We start from the raw sequence: 23,350 nt of genomic DNA, 5'->3' as shown, positions 1-23,350 counted from the left end.
GAGTCGCAGGGCGGGCCCGGGCGCCGGACTGCGGGGCGGGCCGCCCCCCATCGGTATGACGCCGCCCCGCCCGTTCCCCGCCTACGCTGGCCCGATCATGCCCCCGTCTCCCGCCGGGCTCCCGCCCGTCGACGGTCTGCTGAGCGCCGCCCGCCGCAACCTGCGCGAGCTCGCCCACGGGCTGTCCCACGCGTCCCACCCGCCGACCCCGCTGTTCGCCGAGTCCCGGAGGCTCTGGCTGCGGCTGCTGCCGTACGCGGTCGTGCTCGCCCTCGCCGCGATCTTCATCCCGGTCACGATCCAGGTGCTGACCGGCGACTACGGGGTGCCCGGCGGACCGGCCGGAGCCCTGGCCGTGTGCCAGGCCGCCCCCTTGCTGATGCTGGCGCACCGGCCACTACAGGCCTGGTGGATCGTCCTGGTCGCCGACATCGTGGGCGCGCTGGTGGTGCTGGGGCAGGACGGGCGGACGAACACCATCTGGCCGTGGACCGCGCCGGGCATGGTCGGCTATCTCTTCGTGCTGCTCGCCCTCGGCTTGCGGGAGAGCCGGCGGACCGTCATCGGCGTCTGGTTGGTGACGGGCGCGGCCGGGCTCGCGCTGCATCTGGTCTCGCCCTCGCACAGCGACGGCAGCGCCCTCCTGCTGTTCATCCTCGGCGGCCTGGTGCTGGTGATCGGGGCGGCGGTACGGGAGCGGAGCGAGGCCCAGCGCCGGCTCGTCGAGCAGGAGACGATCAGCGAGGCCGAGCGGGCGCAGCGCACACTGCTCGAAGAGCGCACCCGGATCGCCCGTGAGCTCCACGACGTGGTCGCGCACCACATGTCGGTGATCACGGTGCAGGCCGACTCCGCGCCGTACCGGGTCGGCGGGCTGTCCGAGGAGGCACAGGCGGAGTTCACCTCGATCGCGGCCGCGGCCCGGGAGTCGCTGGCCGAGATGCGCCGGCTGCTGGCCGTGCTGCGCAGTGACGGCAGCCGGGGCGAGCTCGACCCGCAGCCGGGACTCGACCGGGTGCAGCAGCTGGTGGAGGCGACGGTCAGGGCGGGGCTCCCGGCCGAGCTGTCGCTGGCGACGGACGTGCGGGAGGCGGTGGAGCGGGGCGAAGTCCCGCAGGCGGTGGACCTGTCGGCGTACCGCATCGTGCAGGAGGCGCTGGCCAATGTGGTGCGGCACGCGCCGGGTGCGCGGACGACGGTGTCGGTCACGGCGCGCGACGGCCATCTCACGGTGCTGGTCGTCAACAGCAGGCCGGACAAGCAGAGTTCACCGCTGGAGACCTCGGGGACGGGCCACGGGCTGGTCGGGATGCGGGAACGCGTACGGTTGACCGGCGGCACACTCGACACCGGCCCGCTGCCGGACGGGGGCTTCCGGGTGGCCGCGCGGCTCCCCCTGCCGCCGTCCCAGCCGCCCTCGCTGTCCGCGACTCCGGAGGACCCGTGACCATCCGTGTGATCATCGTCGACGACCAGGCCATGGTGCGGGCCGGGTTCGCCGCGTTGCTGGCGGCGCAGAGCGACATCGATGTGGTGGGCGAGGCCCCGGACGGGCGCAAGGGCGTCGAGGTCAGCAGGTCGGTGCATCCGGACGTGGTCCTGATGGACGTCCGGATGCCGGAGATGGACGGACTGGCCGCAGCCCGCGAGCTGCTGAGCCCCCCGACAGGGGTGATCCACCGGCCGAAGGTCCTGATGCTCACCACGTTCGACGTCGACGACTACGTGTACGAGGCGCTGCGCGCCGGGGCGTCCGGGTTCCTCCTGAAGGACGCACCGCCGGCGGATCTGATCTCGGCGGTGCGGGTCGTGGCGTCGGGGGACGCGCTGCTCGCGCCGTCCGTGACGCGGCGGCTCATCGCGGACTTCGCGCGTCAGCGTCCTGCGACACCGTCCGGCGGCCCTTCGCTGCGGCTGAACGCCCTGACCCCGCGGGAGCGGGAGGTCCTGGAGCTGATCGCCCGGGGACTGTCGAACCAGGAGATCGCGGCGCGGCTGGTACTGGCCGAGCAGACGGTGAAGACGCACATCGGCAAGGTGCTGGCCAAGCTCGACCTGCGGGACCGGGCGCAGGCCGTGATCTTCGCCTACGAGTCGGGTCTGGTGGCGCCGGGCGACGCGTAGGCGGTCCCCGTGTGACGTGTGGGCGGTCCCCCGTGTGACGCACAGGCGGTCCCCGGGCGATCCGTAGCCTCGCGGTATCCCCAGGGCCGGCGTGGGGATTTCCCCCCGTACGCCCCCTACCCCGGTATCACCGGACAGTTGGCCCCCCGGTGTGACGCCCGGTCGCCCACCGTCTTCCTACCTTCCTCTCCGGCACACCGCACGGTGTGCGCACGCCGGAAGGGGAGGGCACGATGCGCCGATTCACGAGGACGCTGGCCGCTGCCGCGATGACGGCCACCATGGTGGCGGGCACGGCCGGCTGGGCGTCAGGGAACACCCAGCACGCGGTGACGGGGCCACCGCCGGGCAGTGCCTCGTGGCGCGCCGACGGGGTGCTGGGGCGGGAGCTGCCCGACCCGGCGCACACCACCCCGCGTCAAGTGGCGGCGTTCTTCCGTGCGTTGAGTGCAACGGAGCAGCAACAGCTGCTGGAGCGGCACCCTTCGGTGGTCGGCAATCTGGACGGCGCCCCACTGGAGCTGCGTTACCGCGCCAACGCCCAGGCGCTGCGGGCCTCCCACGATCCTCGGTACGCCGGGCTCGCCGCGTCCGGCCGGCAGATCCTCGCGTTCGACCCGCGGGGGCGCGGCCAGGTCGCCGAGGTGTTCGGGGACCTGCGCACCGCGCGTCATGTGTCCGTCGTGGTGCCCGGGTCGGACATCGACGCCGGGACCTTCGACCGCGACGGCGATGTGTACGGCACCCCGGCGGGCATGGCGAAGTCGCTGTACGCCGGCACGGGCGAGGGCAGCGCGGTGATCGCCTGGGCCGGCTACACCACCCCGGTCGGCGTCGGCCTCGACGCGGCGACCGGGGGGCTGGCCGAGGCGGGCGCGAAGCGGCTGACCCGGTTCACCGCGGGTCTGGCCGCCGACGGGCTGCCGGCGCCCGTGGTGTTCTGCCACAGCTACGGCTCGGTGGTGTGCGGGCTCGCGGCCGCCCGGCTCGGCGCCACGGACCTGGTGGTGCTCGGCTCCCCCGGGATGCGCGCCGACGACGTGAGCGGGCTGCACACCACAGCCCGGGTCTGGGCGGCCAAGGACGACACCGACTGGATCGACGACGTACCGAACGTCCAGGTGGCGGGGATCGGGCACGGCGCCGACCCGGCCGACGAGAAGTTCGGCGCGCGCCGGGTGCCGGCCGAGGACGCCGAGGGGCACACCGGTTACTTCGCTCCCGGCACGGACTCGCTCCGCGCCTTCACCGCCATCGCCGATGGAGTCTCCCGATGAGTGCCCGACAGCTGGTCTCCCGCATCGACGCGAGCACCCCGGCCCACCGCGACCGCGCGGTCGACGGACTGCGCGCGCTCGCGCTGATGGCCGTGCCGACAGGCCACTGGCTGCTCGGCGGCTTCAGCCTGGACGACGAGGGCGCACTGCACAACGCCAGCCCGCTCTCCACCTTCGCCACGCTCTCCCCGATGAGCTGGGTGCTCCAGATGCTGGGCGTCTTCTTCCTGGTCGGCGGCTACGCCTCCGTCCTCTCCTACCACCGCAGGCCCTCCACCACCGGCGCCTGGCTGCGCGGCCGGATGGTCCGCCTGGGCAGGCCCGTGCTCGGTGTGACCGCCGTGTGGGCGCTGATGATTCCGGTGCTGTACGCCCTCGGCGTGCCCGAGGACACCTTGCGCACGGGGGCGACGCTGGTGATCCAGCCGCTCTGGTTCGTCGGGGTGTACGTGGTGGTCACGGCACTCACGCCGTACTGCGTACGCATGGCCGGGCGGCTCGGCGGCTGGGCAGCCGCCCCGCTGATCGCCTCGGTCGCCGCGGTCGACCTCCTGCGCTACGGGCCGTACGCGGACGCCGTGCCGTCCTGGCTGAGCCTGCTGAACATCCTTCCCGGCTGGCTCTTCGCCTACCAACTCGGCGTCAGCTGGGGCGAGGGCCGCATCTCCCGGCGCGGCGCCAGGCTCCTGCTCATCGGCGGCACCGCCCTGTTCGCCGTGCTGCTGCTCGTCTTCCACTACCCGGCGTCGATGGTCGGCGTACCGGGCGAGGCGCGGACCAATTCACATCCGCCGTCGCTGCTGGTCCTGGCACTGGCATCGGCGCAGAGCGGTGCGGCGATCCTGCTGCACGGCCGGATCGGCCGGGCGCTGCGCCGCCCCGCCCTGTGGGCCCCGGTCGTCGTCATCAACCTGTCGGCGATGACGATCCTGTGCTGGCACCAGACGGCGATGCTGGCCGCGGCCGTCCCGGCCTCCTTCGCCGGAGCCCTGCCGGGACTGACGACGGCCCCGGACTCGGCCGGCTGGATCCTGGCGCGGCTGGCGTGGATGCCGCTCTTCGTCGGCCTGCTGGTGCTCATCACCCGCTACGCACGCCGGTTCGAGACGCCCGGGGAGAAGGCCGGCCGCACCGGAAACGCCCGCCGGGCAGTCGCGGCACTGCTCGCGGCGGGCTTCGCGGTCTTCGCACTCCGGCTGGCGTGACGGCGACCGGCGAACCGTGCCCCTTGATCCCCGGACAACTCCCGCCTACTTTCGGGTAACCACTGCGGACCAGGAGCGATACCGAATGCCTCATCCCACCGGCGGCCATCGCCCGCGCATCGTCGTGTTCGGCGCGGGCAGCATCGGCTGCTACCTCGGCGGCCATCTCGCGCAGCACGCGGACGTCACACTGATCGGGCGTCCCTCGGTGCTGGACGGGCTGCGCGACGGGGTGACCCTCAGCGGTGGGGGGCGCCCCACCGTTCGCGTCCCACGACAACTGCTGACGCTCACACAGGAGCCCGACGCGGTCGCCGAGGCCGATTTCGTACTGGTCACCGTCAAGTCCGCCGCCACGATTCCTTCCGGACGGGAGCTGGCCGGAAGGCTCCGTCCGGACGCCGTCGTCGTCAGCTTCCAGAACGGGCTGCACAACACCCGGCTACTGCGGGACGAGCTCCCGGCCGTCACCGTGCTCGCGGGGATGGTCCCGTACAACGTCGCGCGGACCGCGCCCGACACCTTCCATCAGGGCACGGGCGGGGCCTTGATGATCGACGGCCGCTCCGGCTCGGCCCCTCTCGTGGCGACTCTGACGGCCGCCGGGCTGCCGGTCGAGCCACGCGACGACATGCGGCAGGTACAGCACGCCAAGCTGCTGATGAATCTCAACAACGCGGTGAACGCGCTGTCCGGCCTGCCGCTCCGCGACCAGCTGAGCGCACGCCCGTACCGGAGGTGCCTCGCGCTGTGCCAGGAGGAGGCACTGACGGCGTTCGCCGCGGCGGGAGTCCGGCCGGCCCGCCTCGGCCCCGCGCCTGCCCGGATCATGCCAGGGATCCTGCGCTTGCCCGACGCCCTGTTCCGCCGTGTCGCCGCAGCCGGCCTCCAGGTGGACGCGCACGCGCGCTCCTCGATGTGGGACGACCTGGAACACGGCCGGGCCACCGAGATCGACGGCCTCCAGGGCGAGGTCGTCGCCATGGCGGAACAGCACGGCCTCACGGCACCGGTCAACGCACGGCTCGCCGCCCTGGTCCACGAGGCCGAACGCCCGGGCGGCCGTCGATCCTGGCCGGGCCCCGAGTTGCTGGGCGCGGTGGTACGCCGGCCGTGAGCCGGCCGGCTCCCTCTTGACGCGCTACTCGCGCGCGGTGGCCGTGTTGCTCATGTCCGGGTACCGGTCCCCCGCAACCTTGCCCGCGATGGGATCCAGCTGCTCCAGCTCCTGGTCGGTCAACGTGAGCCGGGTAGCGGCCACGTTCTCCAGCAGCCGGCTGCGCCTGCGCGTACCGGGGATCGGGACCACGGTCAGGCCGTGCACCTGTGCCCGCTGCTGCACCCAGGCCAGGGCGACCTGCGCGGCGGTCACGCCGTGCGCCGCCGCGATCTCGCGCACCGGCTCCAGCAGCGCGGCGTTGGTCCTGGCGTTCTCACCGGTGAAGCGCGGCTGGTGCTTACGGAAGTCGTTCTCCCCCAGGTCCTTGGCCGCGTCCGCGAACGCACCGGTCAGGAACCCACGGCCGAGCGGCGAGTACGGCACGAGCGCCACCCCGAGCTCGACGGCCGCGGGCACGGCGCTGCGCTCCGCGTCCCGGCTGAACAGCGACCACTCCGACTGAAGGGCCGCGATCGGATGCACGGCGTGCGCGGCACGCAGCTCGTCGCCGGTCACCTCGCTCAGGCCGAGCTTCTTGACCTTGCCCTGCCGCACCAGCTCGGCCATCGCCCCCACCGACTCCTCGAACGGGATGAGCGGGTCGCGGCGGTGCATGTAGTACAGGTCGATGACATCGGTGCCGAGACGGCGCAGGCTGGCCTCGACGGCCTGGCGGATGTACGCGGGATCGTTGCGCACGCCCCGGTAGTGCGGGTCGTCGTCCCGGCGCTCGATGGCGTATTTGGTCGCCAGCGTGATCTCGTCACGGTGCGCCCCGACGAAGGGCGCGAGGAACGACTCGTTGGCCCCGCTGCCGTAGATGTCGGCGGTGTCGAAGAGGGTGACACCGACCTCCAGTGCCGCCTCCAGGGTGTCCCGGGCGGCGGGCTCGTCAGTGGTTCCGTAGAACTCGCTCATCCCCATGCAGCCGAGTCCCTGCACACCGACCCGCGGACCGCCTTCGGCGAGCTCCACGGTCGCGATCTTCTCGGTCTCGCTCATGGTCAGACCCTTTCCGTCTCCGGCGCCATCGCACGGGCGCCGCCATAGAAGTCGATCTTGTAGTCGAGTACGGCCAGAGTCCCCTGGAGCTCCTCGATCCGCGTCTTCACATCGCGGCGGGTCGCCTCCAGCAGCTCCTGCCGCTCGACGAAGGTCCGGTCGCCCTCCCGCACCAGTTCGGCGTACCTGACCATGTCCGCGACCGGCATTCCGGTCAGCCTCAGCTTCCCGACGAAGGCCAGCCAGTCCAGATCGCTGTTGCTGAAGCGGCGCTGGCCCGTGTGCGAGCGGTCGACGTGCGGCATCAGCCCGATCCGCTCGTACCAGCGCAGGGTGTGGGCGGTGAGCCCGCTGTAGGCGACGACCTCGCTGATGGTGTAGTTGTCCCGGCCCTCGGGGCGCGGATGCGGCTTCGGAGCCGAAGCGCAGGTGTCCGTACGTGCGGAAATGCTTTCCATCACCGTCATGTCCTCCACGCTAGAACCTTGGAGTGCGCTCCAAGCAAGCGTAATCGCGTGGTGATCCCCGCACCGGCTCCCGTTAGGCTCGGCTCATGACCATGCAGAGCCTGGCGCTGATCGAGAACTGGCCCGTCCCCACCGCGGCAGCCGCCGTCGTCGCCTCGGACGGCACGCTCCTGGGTACCCATGGTCCCACCGCGCACCGCTTCCCGCTCGCCTCCGTGAGCAAGCCGCTCGCGGCCTACGCGGCACTGGTGGCCTACGAGGAGGGCGCCGTCGAGCTGGACGAACCGGCCGGCCCCGAGGGCTCGACCGTCCGCCACCTCCTCGCCCACACCAGCGGCCTCGCCTACGACGAGCACCGGGTCACGGCCGCCCCCGGTACCCGCAGGCTGTATTCCAACGCCGGATTCGAGGTCCTCGGCGACCACATCGCGAAGGCCACCGAGATCCCCTTCCCGGAGTACGTGCACCAGGCGGTCCTCGACCCCCTGGGCATGACGTCGACGACCCTGGAGGGCTCACCCGCCAAGGACGGCGTCTCCACCGTCGACGACCTGGCCCGGTTCGCCGCGGAGGTCCAGGCCCCGCGGCTCCTCGACCCCCGCACGGTCCTCGAAGCCCAGACCGTCGTGCACCCCGGCCTCAAGGGCGTACTCCCCGGCTACGGTCACCAGAACCCCAACGACTGGGGGCTCGGCTTCGAGATCCGCGACTCCAAGTCACCGCACTGGACCGGTCTTTCCTCGTCCCCGGCCGCTTTCGGCCACTTCGGGCAGTCCGGCACGTTCCTGTGGATCGACCCGGTGGTGGGCGCGGCCTGCGTCGCGTTGACGGACCGGGTCTTCGGCCCCTGGGCGGCCGACGCCTGGACGCCGTTCACGGACGCGGTGCTGGCGGAACTCGCCGCCGCCTCGTCCTCCCGCTGAGCGGCCCTGGCCCTGCGGCCCAGGCACTCGAACCAGACGGTCTTCCCGCCCCCGTCACCGCGCTCGGCCACACCCCAGGCGTCGGCGACGGCGTCCACGAGCAGCAGCCCGCGCCCACCCTCGTCCAGCACGTCCCCCACGACGGGGCGCGGCAACCGGGCACACGCGTCCGCCACCTCGACGCGCACACCACCTGCGGGGAGCAGGAAGATCAGCGTCTGACAGCGGCGCCCGGGAACATGCCGCACGACGTTGGCGATCAGCTCCGTGAGAGCCAACTCCGCCGCGTCCGCCACATCGAGCAGACCCCAACGAGTGAGGTAGAGCCGCAGAATGCGGCGCAGATGACGGGCGGAGTGGGCGCCCATCGACAGATCGGCGCGATAGACGGCAGCCTCCGCGTCACCGATCCGGGTGTCGGATACGTGATTCATGTCACCAGGATGCATGGAGTTGATTACTCTCGGCTACGACCCGAAACGAACGCCGCCAGGCGTTGAAGCGAGAGGCACCCGCCGTGGCCAACGTGCAGTCACTCGATCCCAGCGCTTCCCCCTTGGACTACTACGGCTGGGAACTGCGCCGCCAACGCGAGGCCAACGGCCTCCGGCAGGGCCAGCTCGGCGAGATCATCTTCTGCACGGGCTCGCTGATCGGCCAGATCGAGACGACGAAGAAGGTCCCGACCCGCGACTTCTCGGAACGCCTGGACGCCGCGCTCGGCACGGACGGCGTGTTCTCACGGCTGGTCGGCCTGGTCCTGCGGAGCCAGCTGCCGACGTGGTTCCAGCCGTACGCGGAACTGGAGGCGCGGGCGACGTACATCTCCACGTACCAGGCGCAGTTGGTGCACGGGTTACTCCAGACGGAGGAGTATGCGCGGGCCCTGCTCGCTGTTGACCACCCCAGCAGAGTCGAGGAGATGGTGGCAGCCCGCCTGGAACGCCAGCGCATCCTTCAGGGCGACAATCCACCGGCTCTGTGGATCGTCCTGAGCGAAGCGGCACTGCTCCAGGGGGTGGGTGGGCGACGCGTCATGCGCAACCAACTGGGACGGCTGTTGGACTTCTGCGACAGCCCATGGGTACAGATTCAGGTGCTCCCATTCTCCGTCGGCCAACACACGGGCATGATGGGATCGTTCACGTTGCTGCGGTTCGAGGACGATCCCGATCTGTTCTACGTGGACAGCTACGACCAGGGCCACATGACCGCCAATCCGCAGGTGATCAAGGAACGTTCGGTCGGCTACGCTCGATTGCAAGCCACAGCCCTCTCCCCCGAGGACTCGGTGACACTGATCGCTCGCGTGATGGAGGAACGGTATGGAAACCAGCCATGACCTGGCCGCAGCGCAGTGGCGGAAGTCCTCGTACAGCGGCACCAACGGCGGCGAATGCGTCGAGTGCACGGTCACCGGCACCGCGACGTGGCGCAAGTCCTCGTACAGCGGCAGCACCGGCGGCGAATGCGTAGAGGTCGCCGCCGACGGCTGCTCCGCCTCCGTCCCGGTCCGGGACAGCAAGAACCCGTCCGGCCCCGTACTCATCATGAGCACCACCGCCTGGCAGGCCTTCGTGGACGGGCTGCGCTGACGCCCAGCACGGCCCGGCCTGAACCCGCCACGCCCGGTGGGCCTTTCGCGATCCGCCTCCGATAGGTTCGGCGACCATGCGAACCCGTGACTACGACACCGATTTCCTCGACCGGGCAGGAAAGACGCGCGCCTGGGGCATCGTCCTGCTGGCCGCGGCCTCGTTCCTCTGGCTCTGGGGCGCCGCGCTGCTGGTGTTGCCGAACGGTCTCTGCGAGTCCCGCTTGTTCACGGACGGCGCCACGGCCAACACGGGAGACAGGTCGGATCAAAGTTGCCAGAGGGCCCGTGACTGGCCGAAGACAGTGGCCCTGTTCGCGTCCTCCATACCGGTCACGGCCGGCGGCGTGACGCTCTTCACGCTCGGCACGGTGACAGGCCGGATCAGCGCGCACAGCCAGGCCGTTCGCGAACTGGACCGGCAGGCGGCCAGGCGGAAGGAATGAGGGGCCACCGGCTCCGGTAGATTCGGCCGCTATGCGATCACGTGATTTCGACCTCGAATTCCGCGAGCGGGCCGCCCGCACACGCTCCTGGGGCCTCGGCCTGCTCGGTGCCGCCGCGGTGCTGTGGATCTGGGCCGCCAAGGAGCTGTTCATACCGTACGAACCCGACCTCCAGGAGATCGTGACCGTGCTCGGCGCCTCCGTACCGGTCTCGGTCGCCGGCGGGTCGCTCTTCACGATCGGCACCGTGTCGCGCCGCATGAGCGCCCACGGTCAGGCCATGCGCGAACTGGACAAGCTGGCAGCCCAGGACAGGTGATGGGTGGAAGACCTGCCGCTCGGGTGAAGAGGTTGTGCCGCGGGTGACGTTCAAGGGGCTGCCCGTCACGGAACCGTCCCAGCGCGCGGCCGCTCCGTAATCGCATGTAACAGGCATGTATTAGGGGGCGGCCGGGCGGAACGGCCCACGGGCCGGCGCGGGTCCTACTGAGCAGCAAGGCTCGCTCGTACCGGGCAGAACGCACCGACCGCAAGGAAGACACCATGCGCACCAAGAACCTCACCCTCGCCGCCCTGGTCCTCACCGCCGGTCTCTCGCTCACCGCCTGCCAGGGCGGCGACTCCGACGCCGCCACCACCACGAACGACTCCGGATCCTCGTCCTCCTCCGCCGCGTCCGACGACAGCAGCGCGAGCGCGTCCGACAAGGACACCTCGGCCGCCGGCAACGACTCGACCACGACGAAGTCCGCGAAGGGCAGCGGCGACGGGCAGGTCACCACCGGCGCCTGCAAGACCGCAGACCTCGGCTTCAGCACCACGCACGGCATGGGCGAGGGCAACCTGACGGTCCGGCTCAAGAACAACGGCGACGACACCTGCTCGCTCAAGGGCTTCCCCGGTGTCGACCTCAAGTCCCAGGACGCCTCCGGGCCCCTCAGCGCCAAGCGCACCGACCTCGCCGCGCCGGCCGTCGCCATCAACCCCGGCGAGACGACCCGCTTCACCCTGCACTACCCGTCGGCCGAGGGCTCCGGCGCGTACGTCAGCGCCATCGAGGTCACCCCGCCCAACGAGACCCACTCCAAGTCCCTCTCGGTCTCCCTCCGCCTCCAGATCTCCGAAGGCGCCGACCAGGAGGTCACTGTGGACCCCGTCGGCACCGGCAAGCAGTAGGGCATCGTCACGGGGAAGCTACGGACGGTCCAGCCCCTTCAAGGGGCCGGATCGGGGTCCGTAAGCTCCCCTGACGCCTCGGCCCGACTACGGCTGGCCCCACCCCCCTTGTCCACCGGTCGGTGGACGGCAGGTTCAACCGGGAGGTCGTGTCGGGGGCGGCACCTTCGCGGCCAGGATTCCTGGCATGAGACAACTATCTGTGCGCATGGCACGATGGAGCGCCCTGCACGCCGGGCGCGCGATCGCCGGCTGGTTCGTGTTCGTCATCCTGTGCCTCGTGGCCGGCATCGCGGCAGGTACCAACCAGGCGACCACCGAGGACTTCCGGGTCGGTGAAGCAGGACGCGCCGAAGCGATGGCGACCGAGGGCGGACTTCAGCGGTCCCCCACGGAGCACGTCGTGATCCGGGCCAGGTCGGGACAGCTGGACATGGCCGCGGCCGGATCGGCGGCCCACGACGTGACCGCGCGGATGCGGGACCTGCCCGAGGTGAAGAGCGTGGCGGCTCCCGTCCGCTCGGAGGACGGCAAGGTCCTGCGGGTCTCGGTGGTCCTGAACGGCCCCGAGCTGGAGGGGAAGAAGAACGTCGTCCCGCTCCTGGAGCAGACGGCGGAGGTCGGCGCGAGCCACCCGGGCGTGGTGGTGGAGGAGACCGGTTCTCCCGCCATCAGCAAGGGCGTCAACGACCAGCGCGGCGAGGATCTCGCGCTATCCGAACGCATCAGCCTGCCCGTCACCGTCATCACCCTGCTGATCGTCTTCGGCTCGGTGGTCATGGCGGGTGTGCCGCTGCTGTTGGCGCTCTCCTCGATCGCCGCGGCGATCGGGCTGTCCATGGTCGCTTCGCACGTCCTGCCCGACGCAGGGGTCGGGATGAACCTCATCCTGCTCATCGGCCTTGCGGTGGGCGTCGACTACACCCTCTTCTACCTGAAGCGTGAGCGTGAGGAACGGGCCCGCGCAGGCGGCCGGCTCGGCCCTGAGGCCCTCGTGGAGCTGGCGGCGGCCACGGCGGGCCGGGCCATCGTGATCTCGGGTCTCGCCGTGATCGTCTCCACGGCCACGCTGTATCTGGCCACCGATGTCATCTTCTCCTCATTGGCGACCGGCACCATCCTCGTCGTGGCGGTCGCCGTGGCCAGCTCGCTCACGGTGCTCCCCGCGCTGCTGGTCACCATCGGCCGGCGTACGGAGCGTCGCGCCGCCCGTCGGGCGAAGCGCGGTAAGCCGGCCCGGGTCGCGAAGCCCGAGACCGGGAGGGTGTCCGGCGCCCTTCTGCGCCCTGCGCGGACCCGCCCCGCCCTCACCCTGTGTCTGTCGGTCCTCGTCATGCTCGGCCTGGCCGCGCCCGCGCTCGGCCTGAAGCTCATCGACCCGGGCAAGGACACCTTCTCCCGCGACATCCCGGCCATGCAGGTCTACGACCGGCTGACCGGAAGCTTCCCGGAACTCCTGGTCACGCACGAGGTCGTGGCACGCTCCACCCCGGAGCGGGCCCCCGAGGTGAAGCAGGCGCTGGTGGACCTCGGCCGGCGGGCCCAGTCGGATCCGCTGTTCGCGAAGGGCGCGAAGGGCGCAAAGGACACGGAGCCGGAGGTCCGTACGTCGTCCGACGGCCGGATCAGCGTGCTGGAGCTCGCCGTCCCGCACCCCGCACCCTCCTCCCAGGCGATCGAGTCGCTCGTCCGCCTCCGCCAGGACCACATCCCCGCGACCGTCGGCCGGCTGGGCGGCGTGGAGACAGGCGTGAGCGGCGATGTGGCCAGGGGCCGTGACTACGTGGCGCACGAGAGCGACAAGCTGCCGCTGGTCATCGGGTTCCTGCTGCTGATGACCTTCCTGATGACCGTGTGGGCGTTCCGCTCGGTGGTGATCGGCGTCATCGGTGTGCTGCTCAATCTGCTGTCCGCCGGTGCCTCGCTCGGCATGCTGGTCGTGGTCTTCCAGGGGACCTGGGCACAGGACCTGCTGGCCTTCGACTCCCTCGGCGCGATCGCGTCCAGAGTGCCGCTGTTCCTCGTGGTGATCCTCTTCGGCCTGTCCATGGACTACCAGGTGTTCGTGGTCAGCCGGATCCAGGAGGCCAGGCAGAACGGGGTGCCGGCCCGTGAGGCGGTGCTCGACGGCATCAACCGGTCGGCCAAGGTGGTGACCAGCGCGGCGATCGTGATGGTGACGGTGTTCGGCGCCTTCGTGGCCCTGCACCTCACCGAGATGAAGCAGATGGGCTTCTGCCTGGCCGTGGCCGTCCTGCTGGACGCCGTGATCATCCGGCTCATGGTCCTGCCCTCGGTCCTGCTGCTGCTCGGCGAGCGTGCCTGGTGGCCCGCCCGCCCGGTGCGGAGCCGGCATGCCGGTGCGCCTGCCGCCGGGGCCCTGGCGGACGTAGGCTGACGCGGTGAAACCACGGCCGCAGCCCGCCACCGAGCCGACCGTACCCTCGCTGCACCGGTGGAACGCCGTCTTCTGGGTGCTGCTGGGCGTGGTCCCGCCGGCCATCGCGGTCGCTGACGCACCGGGCACGACGAGGCTCCCGGTGCTGGTGCTGCTCGCCGTGCTCGCCCTGTCCTACGGCGCGGTGGGGCTGTTCCCCGGCAACCCCGTCCTGCGCCCCCTGCCCTACCTGTACGTACTCGTCGTGGGCCTGGGCGCGATGTCGTACCTGCTCGACGGCAGCGCCGCGCTCTTCGTGGTGACGCTGCCGCACTTCTGGATCTACACCGCGAGCGCGCGTGCCGCGATCAGCTTCAGCGGTCTCGCCGCCGCGGGGGTCGTGGCCGGCAACGTCGTACGGCAGGGCTGGGACGGGGAGTTCCTCACCGGCAACGTGATCTTCACGCTCATCGGCTACGCGGCGGGCGTGTCGATCGGACTGGTGGTCCACCACATCACCGAGGACTCCGACGAGCGTGCCCGCCGGCTCAGCGCCGAGCTGGAGGGCGCCCGGCTCCGGCTGGTCGAGGCGCACCAGCGTCAGGGGGCGGCGGACGAGCGTGAACGGCTGGCGCGGGAGATCCACGACACGCTCGCCCAGGGCTTCGCGTCCATCATCGTGCTCGCCGAAGCGGCCAGGTCCGGCCTGGAGGCCGACCCCGGCAGAAGCGGCAAGCAGCTGCTCGCGATCGAGAACACCGCACGCGAGAACCTGGCCGAGGCGCGCGTACTCGTCGGTTCGGCCCCGCGGAGCGGCGTCGCCGCCGGCTCGGTCGCGGACACCCTGCGCCGGACCCTGGACCGGTTCACCGAGGACACCGGCGTGGGCGTCACCTCGGAACTGCCGGACGTCGACTGCGACCAGCGGACCCGGATCGCTCTCCTGCGCTGCACCCAGGAGTCCCTCGCCAACGTCCGTAAGCACGCGGCGGCCTCCGACGTGCAGGTGGTCCTCACCGCGCTGCCGTACGGCGTGGAGCTGGAGATCACCGACGACGGCCGTGGTTTCGTGACCGAGGAGTCCCACGGCTTCGGCCTGAACGGCATGCGCGAACGCCTGGCCGAGCTCGGCGGTGAGCTCACCGTCACCAGCTCGGTCGGCGACGGAACAAGGGTCCTCGCCGTGATCCCCACCGACGGGCAGGTATGACATGACGGACGGCGCAGCGGAGGGACGAAGGCTCAGGATCGTCGTGGCGGACGACCATGCGGTGATGCGTGCAGGAGTCATCGCCCTGCTCGCCGACGAACCCACCATCGAGATCGCCGGTGAGGCCGAGGACGGCCGGGCGGCCGTCGCTCTCGTCGAGCGGCTTGAGCCCGATGTGGCGCTGATGGATCTGCGGATGCCCGTCCTCGACGGGACGAACGCCACCGCGGAGATCGTCGCCGGACGCGCCTCGACCAGGGTGCTGATCCTGACCACGTACGACACCGACACGGAGATCGAGCACGCCGTCGAGGCCGGTGCCATCGGCTATCTGCTCAAGGACGCCACCCGCGAGCAGCTGGTGGACGCCGTCCACTCCGCGTCACGCGGCGAGACCGTCCTGGCCCCGCGCGTCGCCGCGCGGCTGGTGGCCCGTATGCGAAAGCCCGCGCGGGTGACGCTGACGAGAAGAGAGGTGGATGTGCTGGGCGCGGTGGCCGACGGGCTGTCCAACGTGGAGATCGGCCGGCGGCTGGTCATCACGGAGGCGACGGTGAAGACGCATCTGCTGCGGGTCTTCGCCAAGCTCGACGTCGCCGACCGCACGCACGCGGTGGTCACGGCACTGGAGCTCGGGCTGCTGGACCGGCGTGCCTGAGCCCGTGTTCCGCGAGGCCACCTCACAACACCCCGGCCAGCTCCCAGAGCAGCACCTCGGCCGGCTCCAGCGCCTCCAGTTCGAGACCCCGGGGCTCGGTGACGCGCGCGGAGTCGCCCGGGGCCAGCTCCTCGCCGGCGAGGAGTACCCGGCCCCGCACGACGTGGACGTAGGCGCCCGCCGCGTCCGGCACCGCGGTCCGCTCGCCCTCGGACTGCCGCCGCACATGGAGCATCGCGCCCGCCTCTGGGAGGGCGTACGGGGTGGAGTCGGCGATCCCGGCGACATGCGTGTAGGCGGGGTCCCCTCCGGGGTGCACGGGGGCCAGCCACATCTGAATGAACGTCAGCGGGTGTTCCCCGTCGTTGCGTTCGACATGCCGCACCCCGCCGGCCGAGCTGAGGTGCTGGACGTCACCGGCGCGTACGACCGTGGCGTGCGAGGCGGAGTCGCGGTGGGTGAGCTCGCCCTCCACCACCCAGGTGACGATCTCGGTGTGGCTGTGCGGATGCTCGTCGAAGCCGGCGCCCGGGGCGAGACGCTCCTCGTTGCAGGCAAGGATCGGCCCGAAGCGCAGATTGTCCGGGTCGTAGAACCGCCCGAAGGAGAATGCGTGCAGCGTCTCGATGCCCGCGGAGTCGCCCGTGGCCGGGTCTCCGCCGCGGAAGCGGTCCCCGGAGCGGCGTACGTCCATCACACCCCCAAGGTATCCCCACCGGCCGGTCTTCCGCCCCGCCCCTTCGTGCGCCTGTCCCGATAAGGCAGTCTTGTGTGCGTGCCCCGACCCGATCCTGAGCAGCCCGCCTCCCACGACGCCCATCTCCACGCCGCGACCCTGAAACGCCTGGAGCAGTCATCCGGCCGGCTGGCGGCCAACGCCATCGCCCGCATGGACGAGACGCTGCCGTGGTACCGGGCGATGCCACCGGAGAACCGGTCCTGGATCGGCCTGGTCGCCCAGGCCGGTATCGCCGCGTTCACCGAGTGGTTCCGGCATCCGGAGACACCGCAGGCGATCTCCACCGATGTGTTCGGCACGGCTCCGCGCGAGCTGACGCGGGCGATCACCCTGCGGCAGACCGTCGAGATGGTGCGTACGACGATCGAGGTCATGGAGGCCGCGATCGAGGAGGTCGCGGCGCCGGGCGACGAGTCGGTGCTGCGCGAGGCGCTGCTCGTCTACGCGCGCGAGATCGCCTTCGCGACCGCCCAGGTGTACGCGCAGGCCGCCGAGGCACGCGGCGCGTGGGACGCCCGGCTGGAGTCGCTCGTGGTGAACGCGGTGCTGTCGGGCGAGGCCGACGAGGGCGCCGTGTCCAGGGCCGCCGCGCTCGGCTGGAACTCCCCCGAGCATGTGTGCGTGATCCTCGGTACGGCTCCCGAGGGCGACAGCGAGCTCACCGTGGAGGCGATCCGTCGGGCCGCCAGGCACGCCAAGCTCCAGGTCCTGACGGGCGTGCTCGGGCACCGGCTGGTCGTGATCGCGGGCGGCAGCGACAATCCGCTGAACGTCGCGAAGTCGCTGATCGGCCCCTATGCGGCGGGGCCCGTCGTCGCCGGGCCCGTGGTGCCCGACCTCCTCGCGGCCACCAGGTCCGCACAGGCCGCCGCAGCAGGACTCAAGGCCTGCTCGGCGTGGCAGGACGCTCCGAGGCCCGTCCTGTCGGACGATCTCCTTCCTGAGCGTGCGATGGCAGGAGACCCGGCCGCTCGCGATCAGCTGGTGGAGGAGATCTACAGACCGCTCGAAGAAGCGGGTTCGGCACTTCTGGAGACGCTGAGTGTCTATCTGGAGCAGGCAAGCAGTCTTGAGGGAGCGGCGCGGATGCTGTTCGTGCACCCCAATACCGTCCGCTACCGGCTACGACGTGTGACCGACGTCACCGGCTGGTCACCGTCCGATGTCCGATCCGCGTTCACGCTACGGATCGCCCTCATCCTGGGGCGCTTGGCCGCCGGGGACACTCAGTCCTAGACTTTTGTCGAACTTCAACAATTCCCCCGACGGTTCTTCGTCCCTGTCCCCACGGGTCTCCAGGGCCGTCCACAAGAGAGAGTGTGAGGGTGCTCGTACTCGTCGCTCCCGGCCAAGGCGCTCAGACGCCCGGCTTCCTGACTCCCTGGCTCGAACTCCCCGGTGCCGCCGACCGCATCGCGGGATGGTCCGAGGCCATCGGGCTCGACCTTGCCCACTACGGCACGAAGGCCGACGCGGACGAGATCCGCGACACGGCGGTGGCCCAGCCGCTGCTGGTGGCCTCGGGCCTCCTCTCCGCCGCCGCGCTGGACGCCTCGCCCGGCGTCGTCGCGGGACACAGCGTCGGTGAGATCGCCGCCGCCGCGCTCGCCGGCGTCATCGACGAGGAGGCCGCGCTCCGTCTCGTGCGCACCCGGGGGCTCGGCATGGCCGAGGCCGCCGCGGTCACCGAGACCGGCATGGCCGCGCTCCTCGGCGGTGACCCGGAGGTCACGATCCCGCACCTGGAGAAGCTGGGGCTCACCCCGGCCAACGTCAACGGCGGCGGACAGATCGTCGCCGCCGGCACCGCGGAGCAGATCGCCGCGCTGGAGGCGGACAAGCCCGAAGGCGTACGCCGTGTCGTCGCGCTGAAGGTGGCCGGCGCCTTCCACACGCACCACATGGCCCCGGCCGTGGAGAAGCTGCGTGCCGCCGCCGACTCCCTGACGGTCTCCGACCCGAAGGTGACGTACGTGTCGAACGCCGACGGGAAGACGGTCGCCACCGGCGACGAGGTCATCTCGCGGCTCGTCGGTCAGGTCGCCAACCCGGTCCGCTGGGATCTGTGCATGGAGACCTTCGCCGCGCTCGGTGTCACCGCGCTCATCGAGGCCGCGCCGGGCGGGACCCTGGTCGGGCTCGCCAAGCGCGCGCTGCCCGGTGTGAAGACCCTCGCGCTCAAGACCCCCGACGACCTCGACGCTGCCCGCGCGCTCATCTCCGAGCACGCAGGCGCCTAAGGAGCCCGAGAGCATGTCGAAGATCAAGCCCAGCAAGGGCGCCCCGTACGCACGGATCATGGGTGTCGGCGGCTACCGCCCGACCCGTGTCGTGCCCAACGAGGTGATCCTCGAGACGATCGACTCGTCCGACGAGTGGATCCGCTCCCGCTCCGGTATCGCCACCCGTCACTGGGCCTCCGACGAGGAGACCGTGTCGATGATGTCCGTGGAGGCCGCCGGCAAGGCGATCGCGGACGCCGGGATCGCTCCCGAGCAGGTCGGCGGAGTGATCGTCTCCACCGTCTCGCACTTCAAGCAGACCCCCGCCGTCGCGACCGACATCGCGTACAAGGTCGGCGCGGGCAAGCCCGCCGCCTTCGACATCTCGGCCGGCTGCGCGGGCTTCGGCTACGGCCTCACGCTCGCCAAGGGCATGATCGTCGAGGGCTCGGCAGAGTACGTACTCGTCATCGGCGTGGAGCGGCTGAGCGACCTCACCGACCTGGAGGACCGCGCGACGGCCTTCCTGTTCGGCGACGGTGCCGGCGCGGTCGTCGTCGGACCGTCCCAGGAGCCGGCCATCGGCCCCACGGTATGGGGTTCCGAGGGTGACAAGTCCGACACGATCAAGCAGACCGTCTCGTGGAACGACCTCCACATCGGCGATGTCTCGAACCTTCCGCTCAACGAGCGGGGCGAGGTCAAGTTCCCCGCCATCACGCAGGAGGGCCAGGCGGTCTTCCGCTGGGCCGTCTTCGAGATGGCGAAGGTCGCCCAGCAGGCGCTGGAAGCGGCCGGGATCTCCCCGGAGGACCTCGACGTCTTCATTCCGCACCAGGCGAACATGCGGATCATCGACTCGATGGTGAAGACACTCAAACTGCCGGAGCACGTCACGGTCGCCCGTGACGTGGAGACCACCGGCAACACGTCGGCCGCCTCGATTCCGCTCGCAATGGAGCGGCTCCTGGCGACCGGTCAGGCCAAGAGCGGCGACACGGCGCTCATCATCGGCTTCGGGGCGGGTCTCGTCTACGCCGCGACGGTCGTTACCCTCCCCTAGGAGGGAGCTGAAGATCGTGGCTGGGCTCGCGACGCCCGGTACGCGCATCCGCGGCGTACCGGACACCGCTCCCTGATCCAGCCGAGATCTTCAGCACCCTCCTTGACACACCGGACCTTTCGGTCCGCACGCCCGAACCCCGCATAAACACATCGAAGGAGCGCCACCATGGCCGCCACTCAGGAAGAGATCGTCACCGGTCTCGCCGAGATCGTCAACGAGATCGCCGGTATCCCGACCGAGGACGTCCAGCTGGACAAGTCCTTCACCGACGACCTGGACGTCGACTCGCTGTCCATGGTCGAGGTCGTCGTCGCCGCCGAAGAGCGCTTCGACGTCAAGATCCCCGACGAGGACGTCAAGAACCTCAAGACGGTCGGCGACGCCGCCGAGTACATCCTGAAGCACCAGGGCTGATCCCAGCCCGTCCTGTGTGTCGCCACCCGGCGGTGGCGCCGCTGATTCACGACCCTCTACACGTGGAGAAGATTTTCCAGTGAGCCCGACCAATCGCACCGTGGTCGTCACCGGTATCGGCGCAACCACTCCGCTGGGTGGCGACTCCGCATCGACCTGGGAAGGTCTGATGGCCGGCCGGTCCGGCGTCAAGCCTCTCGAGGGCGAACGTTTCGCCGAACTGCCCGTCCGGATCGCCGCCCTCGCGGCCGTCGATCCCGGCGAGGTCCTGCCCCGGCCGCTCGCCCGCAAGCTGGACCGCTCGGCGCAGTTCGCGCTGATCGCCGCGCGCGAGGCGTGGGCGGACGCAGGCTTCACCGGCAAGGCCGGTGAGGACGAGAAGATCCAGCCCGAGCGTCTGGGCTCGGTCATCGCCTCCGGTATCGGCGGCGTGATCACCCTGCTCGACCAGTACGACGTGCTGAAGGAGAAGGGCGTACGCCGCGTCTCCCCGCACACCGTTCCCATGCTCATGCCCAACGGCCCGGCGGCCAACGTCGGCCTGGAGGTCAATGCCCAGGCCGGTGTCCACACCCCGGTCTCGGCCTGCGCCTCGGGTGCGGAGGCCATCGGGTACGCCGTCGAGATGATCCGCACCGGCCGTGCCGATGTGGTCGTCGCCGGTGGCACCGAGGCGGCCATCCACCCGCTGCCGATCGCGGCGTTCGCCAACATGATGGCGATGTCCAAGAGCAACGACGAGCCCGAGAAGGCCTCGCGTCCCTACGACACGGGCCGTGACGGCTTCGTCCTCGGTGAGGGCGCCGGTGTCGTGATCCTGGAGTCCGCGCAGCACGCCGCCGCGCGGGGCGCCAAGGTCTACTGCGAGGTGCTGGGCCAGGGCCTGTCCGCGGACGCCCACCACATCGCGCAGCCCGAGCCCACCGGGCGCGGGATCGCCGCCGCGATGCGGAATCTGCTGGACTCCACGGACCTGAAGCCGTCCGAGGTCGTTCACCTGAACGCGCACGCCACGTCCACGCCGCAGGGTGACATCGCGGAGATCAAGGCGCTGCGCGCGGTGCTGGGCGACGACCTGGACCATGTCGCGATCTCCGCCACGAAGTCGATGACGGGTCACCTGCTGGGTGGCGCGGGCGGTATCGAGACCGTGGCGACGGTGCTGGCGCTGCACCACCGGAAGGCTCCGCCGACCATCAATGTCGATGAGCTCGACGAGGCGGTCGACGCGGATGTCGTGCAGGGTGAGCCGCGGGTGCTGCCGGAGGGGTCGGTTGCCGCGATCAACAACTCGTTCGGCTTCGGTGGCCACAACGTGGTGCTGGCGTTCCGGTCTGTCTGACCCGTCCGACTGCTGTGAGGCCCGCTTTCCCCGGGGGAGAGCGGGCCTTTCGCATGCCGCGGGCCGTTCCCGGGAGCTCCGGTCCCGCTTGGTGAAAAAACGTTTCGGCGAGGGGGGAGGCATGGGGTCGGGGAGGGCCTGGCGCCGTCACACCACCTGGTGGAGCCAGCGGACCGGGGCGCCCTCGCCCGCGTGGCGGAAGGACTCCAGTTCGTCGTCCCACGGCTTGCCCAGGAGTTTGGCGACCTCCGCCTCCAGGTCCGACTCGCCGTGCAGGGACCGCGCCAGCGCGGCCCGCAGCCGGTCCTCCGGGACCAGGATGTCGCCGTGCATGCCGGTGACCGCGTGGAAGATGCCGAGGCCGGGTGTGGAGCTGTAGCGCTCGCCCTCCGCCGTGGGGCAGGGCTCCGCCGTCACCTCGAAGCGCAGCAGGTCCCAGCCGCGGAGGGCGGAGGCCAGCTCGGATGCCGTCCCGGCACGGCCCTTCCAGGAGAATTCGGACCGCCAGGTGCCAGGGGCGGCCGGCTGTCTGATCCAGTCGAGCTGGACCCTCACACCGAGTACACCCGCTACCGCCCATTCGACGTGCGGGCACAGCGCGCGCGGTGCGGAGTGAACGTAAAGAACTCCACGTGTCGTCACCGGGACCTCCAGTGTGGGACGAGGTTCGCCTTCCCCAGCGGCCTCGCGCCCGTACCGTCTCTTCCCGGCCGGCTCCCGAGGTTGTCTTCAGTAAACAGCATCGGGAGTGAATCTCCTGAAAAGGGACAGTATGTGACGTGAGATAACTTAGCCGACCCACCGATACCCGCCGATTCGTCCGCGGGCCGGTCGGGCGCCACTGGTTCGACGGGGAAAAGCTACCGTGCGCCAGGGCCGGGTGTGTGACGTACGGTCGGTCCCGGGCCCATGATTCGCCCAGCATTCACCCGCGAGTGCGCGAGGGCCCGCCACCTGGGGCTGTCCAGGTGTGCCAGGGGCACAATCACCCGTGCGACCGGAGGGGAAAGAGGGATGCCTGAGCGTTCGACACGCCTCCGCGTGCGGGGTGCCGCCGCCGCGGGCGCCGTCGCGCTGGCCGGTGCCGTAGCGCTCACAGGGTGTTCGTCCGACGGAGGCACGGGGCCCCGGAGCACCGCGGGCGCCCCGAGCCCCTCGCCGACGTCGGTGTGGAACGCGAGCCCCGCCTCCGTCGCGGCCGTCGGGGACTCCATCACCCGGGGCTTCGACGCCTGTTCGGTGCTGACCGACTGCCCCGAGGTGTCCTGGGCCACCGGGACCGACGACGGGGTGCGCAGTCTCGCCGTACGTCTTCTGGGGGCGTCGAAGGTGGCCTCGCACAGCTGGAACCACGCCGTGTCGGGCGCCAGGATGGCTCAGCTCCCCGAGCAGATGGCGCAGGCGGCGAAGGACGGTCCCGAGCTGGTCACGGTGATGATCGGCGCGAACGACGCCTGCCGCGACTCGGTGCGGCTGATGACTCCGGTGGCCGGTTTCCGCTCCTCCTTCGAGGCGTCGCTGCGGCAGCTGCGTGCCTCGGCCCCCGAGGCCCAGGTCTATGTGTCGAGCGTGCCGGACCTCAAGAGGCTCTGGTCGACCGGGCGGGGAAGCCCGCTGGGCAAGCAGATCTGGAAGCTGGGGATCTGCCGGTCGATGCTGGGCGACGCCGACGACATGGGACCCGAGGCGGTCGCGCGGCGCGACGCGGTGCGGGAGCGGGTCGTCGCGTACAACGACGTGCTGCGGGAGGTCTGCGCCGAGGACGAGCGCTGCCGTTACGACGGCGGGGCGGTCTTCGACTACCGGTTCACCGGGGCGCAGCTGAGCAGATGGGACTGGTTCCATCCGGGCCGCGACGGCCAGGCCAGGCTGGCCGAGATCGCTTACCGCAAGGTCACGGCGGCAGGACCCGCCGCGTAAGGAGGGCCGGCCCCTCTGGTCCCCCGTAC

24 protein-coding genes and 1 pseudogene are annotated in these 23,350 nt (G+C 70.9%); 20 read left to right on the top strand and 5 right to left on the bottom strand.

The window, feature by feature from the left end; genetic code table 11:
• Positions 1–97: 97 nt before the first annotated feature.
• The 5 genes from AB0C75_RS07460 (at position 98) to AB0C75_RS07440 (ending at position 5,723) form a co-directional block, all read left to right on the top strand.
• Entirely contained in the window at positions 98–1,447 is a 1,350-nt protein-coding gene (locus AB0C75_RS07460; protein WP_362888003.1) for a sensor histidine kinase, read from the top strand.
• Positions 1,444–2,124, top strand: coding sequence for a response regulator transcription factor (locus AB0C75_RS07455; protein ID WP_362888001.1), 681 nt, complete (start codon positions 1,444–1,446; stop codon positions 2,122–2,124). Before AB0C75_RS07460 ends, AB0C75_RS07455 begins: the two co-directional genes overlap by 4 nt.
• Before the next feature lie 233 nt (positions 2,125–2,357).
• Positions 2,358–3,401: an alpha/beta hydrolase gene (locus AB0C75_RS07450; protein ID WP_362887999.1), complete on the top strand. Its 1,044-nt coding sequence runs from the start codon at positions 2,358–2,360 to the stop codon at positions 3,399–3,401.
• Positions 3,398–4,606: an acyltransferase gene (locus AB0C75_RS07445; RefSeq protein WP_362887997.1), complete on the top strand. Its 1,209-nt coding sequence runs from the start codon at positions 3,398–3,400 to the stop codon at positions 4,604–4,606. The genes AB0C75_RS07450 and AB0C75_RS07445 overlap by 4 nt, the downstream gene beginning before the upstream one ends.
• 85 nt (positions 4,607–4,691) lie before the next feature.
• On the top strand, positions 4,692–5,723 hold the full coding sequence (locus AB0C75_RS07440; RefSeq protein WP_362887995.1) for a 2-dehydropantoate 2-reductase: 1,032 nt from the start codon (positions 4,692–4,694) through the stop codon (positions 5,721–5,723).
• Positions 5,724–5,747: 24 nt separating this feature from the next.
• On the opposite strand, the gene AB0C75_RS07435 is transcribed toward AB0C75_RS07440, so the two are convergent.
• Together AB0C75_RS07435 and AB0C75_RS07430 are read right to left on the bottom strand one after the other, a co-directional pair.
• On the bottom strand, positions 5,748–6,767 hold the full coding sequence (locus AB0C75_RS07435) for an aldo/keto reductase (RefSeq protein WP_362887993.1): 1,020 nt from the start codon (positions 6,765–6,767) through the stop codon (positions 5,748–5,750).
• 2 nt (positions 6,768–6,769) lie between these two features.
• A complete protein-coding gene (locus AB0C75_RS07430) occupies positions 6,770–7,234 on the bottom strand; it encodes a MerR family transcriptional regulator (RefSeq protein ID WP_362887991.1) in 465 nt (154 codons plus the stop codon).
• A gap of 92 nt (positions 7,235–7,326) precedes the next feature.
• Between AB0C75_RS07430 and AB0C75_RS07425 the strand changes: the two genes are divergently transcribed.
• Positions 7,327–8,157: a serine hydrolase domain-containing protein gene (locus AB0C75_RS07425; protein ID WP_362888114.1), complete on the top strand. Its 831-nt coding sequence runs from the start codon at positions 7,327–7,329 to the stop codon at positions 8,155–8,157.
• Between the two features lie 20 nt (positions 8,158–8,177).
• On the opposite strand, the pseudogene AB0C75_RS07420 reads toward AB0C75_RS07425, so the two are convergent.
• Positions 8,178–8,591 (bottom strand): annotated as a pseudogene (locus AB0C75_RS07420) (ATP-binding protein); the annotation flags it as partial.
• An 83-nt stretch (positions 8,592–8,674) separates the two neighbouring features.
• Between AB0C75_RS07420 and AB0C75_RS07415 the strand changes: the two are divergent.
• The 8 genes from AB0C75_RS07415 (at position 8,675) to AB0C75_RS07380 (ending at position 15,618) form a co-directional block, all read left to right on the top strand.
• On the top strand, positions 8,675–9,499 hold the full coding sequence (locus tag AB0C75_RS07415) for a helix-turn-helix transcriptional regulator (protein WP_362887989.1): 825 nt from the start codon (positions 8,675–8,677) through the stop codon (positions 9,497–9,499).
• Positions 9,483–9,752 (top strand): DUF397 domain-containing protein, encoded by a 270-nt coding sequence (locus AB0C75_RS07410; protein WP_362887988.1) that lies wholly within the window; start codon positions 9,483–9,485, stop codon positions 9,750–9,752. The genes AB0C75_RS07415 and AB0C75_RS07410 overlap by 17 nt, the downstream gene beginning before the upstream one ends.
• Positions 9,753–9,828: 76 nt before the next feature.
• Positions 9,829–10,197 (top strand): hypothetical protein, encoded by a 369-nt coding sequence (locus AB0C75_RS07405; protein WP_362887986.1) that lies wholly within the window; start codon positions 9,829–9,831, stop codon positions 10,195–10,197.
• A gap of 31 nt (positions 10,198–10,228) precedes the next feature.
• On the top strand, positions 10,229–10,516 hold the full coding sequence (locus AB0C75_RS07400; protein WP_362887984.1) for a hypothetical protein: 288 nt from the start codon (positions 10,229–10,231) through the stop codon (positions 10,514–10,516).
• A gap of 224 nt (positions 10,517–10,740) precedes the next feature.
• Entirely contained in the window at positions 10,741–11,373 is a 633-nt protein-coding gene (locus AB0C75_RS07395; RefSeq protein WP_362887982.1) for a DUF4232 domain-containing protein, read from the top strand.
• A gap of 187 nt (positions 11,374–11,560) precedes the next feature.
• Positions 11,561–13,771, top strand: coding sequence for an MMPL family transporter (locus AB0C75_RS07390; RefSeq protein ID WP_362887980.1), 2,211 nt, complete (start codon positions 11,561–11,563; stop codon positions 13,769–13,771).
• Between the two features lie 4 nt (positions 13,772–13,775).
• Complete coding sequence (locus AB0C75_RS07385) at positions 13,776–14,960, top strand: sensor histidine kinase (RefSeq protein ID WP_362887979.1); 1,185 nt, start codon at positions 13,776–13,778, stop codon at positions 14,958–14,960.
• Position 14,961: 1 nt separating this feature from the next.
• A complete protein-coding gene (locus tag AB0C75_RS07380) occupies positions 14,962–15,618 on the top strand; it encodes a response regulator transcription factor (RefSeq protein ID WP_362887977.1) in 657 nt (218 codons plus the stop codon).
• Between the two features lie 22 nt (positions 15,619–15,640).
• Here AB0C75_RS07380 and AB0C75_RS07375 read toward each other — a convergent pair whose 3' ends face one another.
• Positions 15,641–16,315, bottom strand: a complete 675-nt coding sequence (locus tag AB0C75_RS07375) for a pirin family protein (RefSeq protein WP_362887975.1) — start codon at positions 16,313–16,315, stop codon at positions 15,641–15,643.
• A 78-nt stretch (positions 16,316–16,393) separates the two neighbouring features.
• Between AB0C75_RS07375 and AB0C75_RS07370 the strand changes: the two genes are divergently transcribed.
• The 5 genes from AB0C75_RS07370 to fabF all read left to right on the top strand — a co-directional run bounded on the left by AB0C75_RS07370 (position 16,394) and on the right by fabF (position 21,401).
• Complete coding sequence (locus AB0C75_RS07370; RefSeq protein ID WP_362887973.1) at positions 16,394–17,593, top strand: helix-turn-helix domain-containing protein; 1,200 nt, start codon at positions 16,394–16,396, stop codon at positions 17,591–17,593.
• An 89-nt stretch (positions 17,594–17,682) separates the two neighbouring features.
• On the top strand, positions 17,683–18,597 hold the full coding sequence (locus AB0C75_RS07365; protein ID WP_362887971.1) for an ACP S-malonyltransferase: 915 nt from the start codon (positions 17,683–17,685) through the stop codon (positions 18,595–18,597).
• 13 nt (positions 18,598–18,610) lie between these two features.
• Positions 18,611–19,642: a ketoacyl-ACP synthase III gene (locus AB0C75_RS07360; protein WP_362887969.1), complete on the top strand. Its 1,032-nt coding sequence runs from the start codon at positions 18,611–18,613 to the stop codon at positions 19,640–19,642.
• Between the two features lie 168 nt (positions 19,643–19,810).
• The gene (locus AB0C75_RS07355) at positions 19,811–20,059 is read left to right on the top strand and encodes an acyl carrier protein (RefSeq protein WP_362887967.1); all 249 of its coding nucleotides are present in this window, start codon (positions 19,811–19,813) and stop codon (positions 20,057–20,059) included.
• Between the two features lie 79 nt (positions 20,060–20,138).
• Positions 20,139–21,401, top strand: a complete 1,263-nt coding sequence (gene fabF, locus AB0C75_RS07350) for a beta-ketoacyl-ACP synthase II (RefSeq protein ID WP_362887965.1) — start codon at positions 20,139–20,141, stop codon at positions 21,399–21,401.
• Positions 21,402–21,548: 147 nt separating this feature from the next.
• Here the strand turns inward: fabF and AB0C75_RS07345 are convergent, their stop codons facing one another.
• Complete coding sequence (locus tag AB0C75_RS07345; RefSeq protein WP_362887963.1) at positions 21,549–22,043, bottom strand: DUF3145 domain-containing protein; 495 nt, start codon at positions 22,041–22,043, stop codon at positions 21,549–21,551.
• A 372-nt stretch (positions 22,044–22,415) separates the two neighbouring features.
• Between AB0C75_RS07345 and AB0C75_RS07340 the strand changes: the two genes are divergently transcribed.
• Positions 22,416–23,321 (top strand): SGNH/GDSL hydrolase family protein, encoded by a 906-nt coding sequence (locus tag AB0C75_RS07340; protein WP_362887961.1) that lies wholly within the window; start codon positions 22,416–22,418, stop codon positions 23,319–23,321.
• The last annotated feature ends 29 nt before the right edge of the window (positions 23,322–23,350 follow it).

The organism is Streptomyces sp. NPDC048565 (assembly GCF_040650935.1).
In the GTDB taxonomy this organism is placed as follows: Bacteria; Actinomycetota; Actinomycetes; order Streptomycetales; family Streptomycetaceae; genus Streptomyces.
The sequence above is the reverse complement of the archived record's forward strand: the minus strand, read 5'-3'. Positions and strand labels throughout refer to the sequence as shown.

Bases quoted from the DNA above. Each gene is read 5' to 3' on its own strand.
- AB0C75_RS07360 (WP_362887969.1), top strand. From the start codon at position 18,611: ATGTCGAAGATCAAGCCCAGCAAGGGCGCCCCGTACGCACGGATCATG.
- AB0C75_RS07380 (WP_362887977.1), top strand. From the start codon at position 14,962: ATGACGGACGGCGCAGCGGAGGGACGAAGGCTCAGGATCGTCGTGGCG.
- AB0C75_RS07410 (WP_362887988.1), top strand. From the start codon at position 9,483: ATGGAAACCAGCCATGACCTGGCCGCAGCGCAGTGGCGGAAGTCCTCG.
- AB0C75_RS07435 (WP_362887993.1), bottom strand. From the start codon at position 6,767: ATGAGCGAGACCGAGAAGATCGCGACCGTGGAGCTCGCCGAAGGCGGT.
- AB0C75_RS07460 (WP_362888003.1), top strand. From the start codon at position 98: ATGCCCCCGTCTCCCGCCGGGCTCCCGCCCGTCGACGGTCTGCTGAGC.
- AB0C75_RS07430 (WP_362887991.1), bottom strand. From the start codon at position 7,234: ATGACGGTGATGGAAAGCATTTCCGCACGTACGGACACCTGCGCTTCG.
- AB0C75_RS07405 (WP_362887986.1), top strand. From the start codon at position 9,829: ATGCGAACCCGTGACTACGACACCGATTTCCTCGACCGGGCAGGAAAG.
- AB0C75_RS07425 (WP_362888114.1), top strand. From the start codon at position 7,327: ATGCAGAGCCTGGCGCTGATCGAGAACTGGCCCGTCCCCACCGCGGCA.
- AB0C75_RS07340 (WP_362887961.1), top strand. From the start codon at position 22,416: ATGCCTGAGCGTTCGACACGCCTCCGCGTGCGGGGTGCCGCCGCCGCG.
- AB0C75_RS07450 (WP_362887999.1), top strand. From the start codon at position 2,358: ATGCGCCGATTCACGAGGACGCTGGCCGCTGCCGCGATGACGGCCACC.
- AB0C75_RS07355 (WP_362887967.1), top strand. From the start codon at position 19,811: ATGGCCGCCACTCAGGAAGAGATCGTCACCGGTCTCGCCGAGATCGTC.
- AB0C75_RS07395 (WP_362887982.1), top strand. From the start codon at position 10,741: ATGCGCACCAAGAACCTCACCCTCGCCGCCCTGGTCCTCACCGCCGGT.
- AB0C75_RS07440 (WP_362887995.1), top strand. From the start codon at position 4,692: ATGCCTCATCCCACCGGCGGCCATCGCCCGCGCATCGTCGTGTTCGGC.
- AB0C75_RS07445 (WP_362887997.1), top strand. From the start codon at position 3,398: ATGAGTGCCCGACAGCTGGTCTCCCGCATCGACGCGAGCACCCCGGCC.
- AB0C75_RS07390 (WP_362887980.1), top strand. From the start codon at position 11,561: ATGAGACAACTATCTGTGCGCATGGCACGATGGAGCGCCCTGCACGCC.
- AB0C75_RS07400 (WP_362887984.1), top strand. From the start codon at position 10,229: ATGCGATCACGTGATTTCGACCTCGAATTCCGCGAGCGGGCCGCCCGC.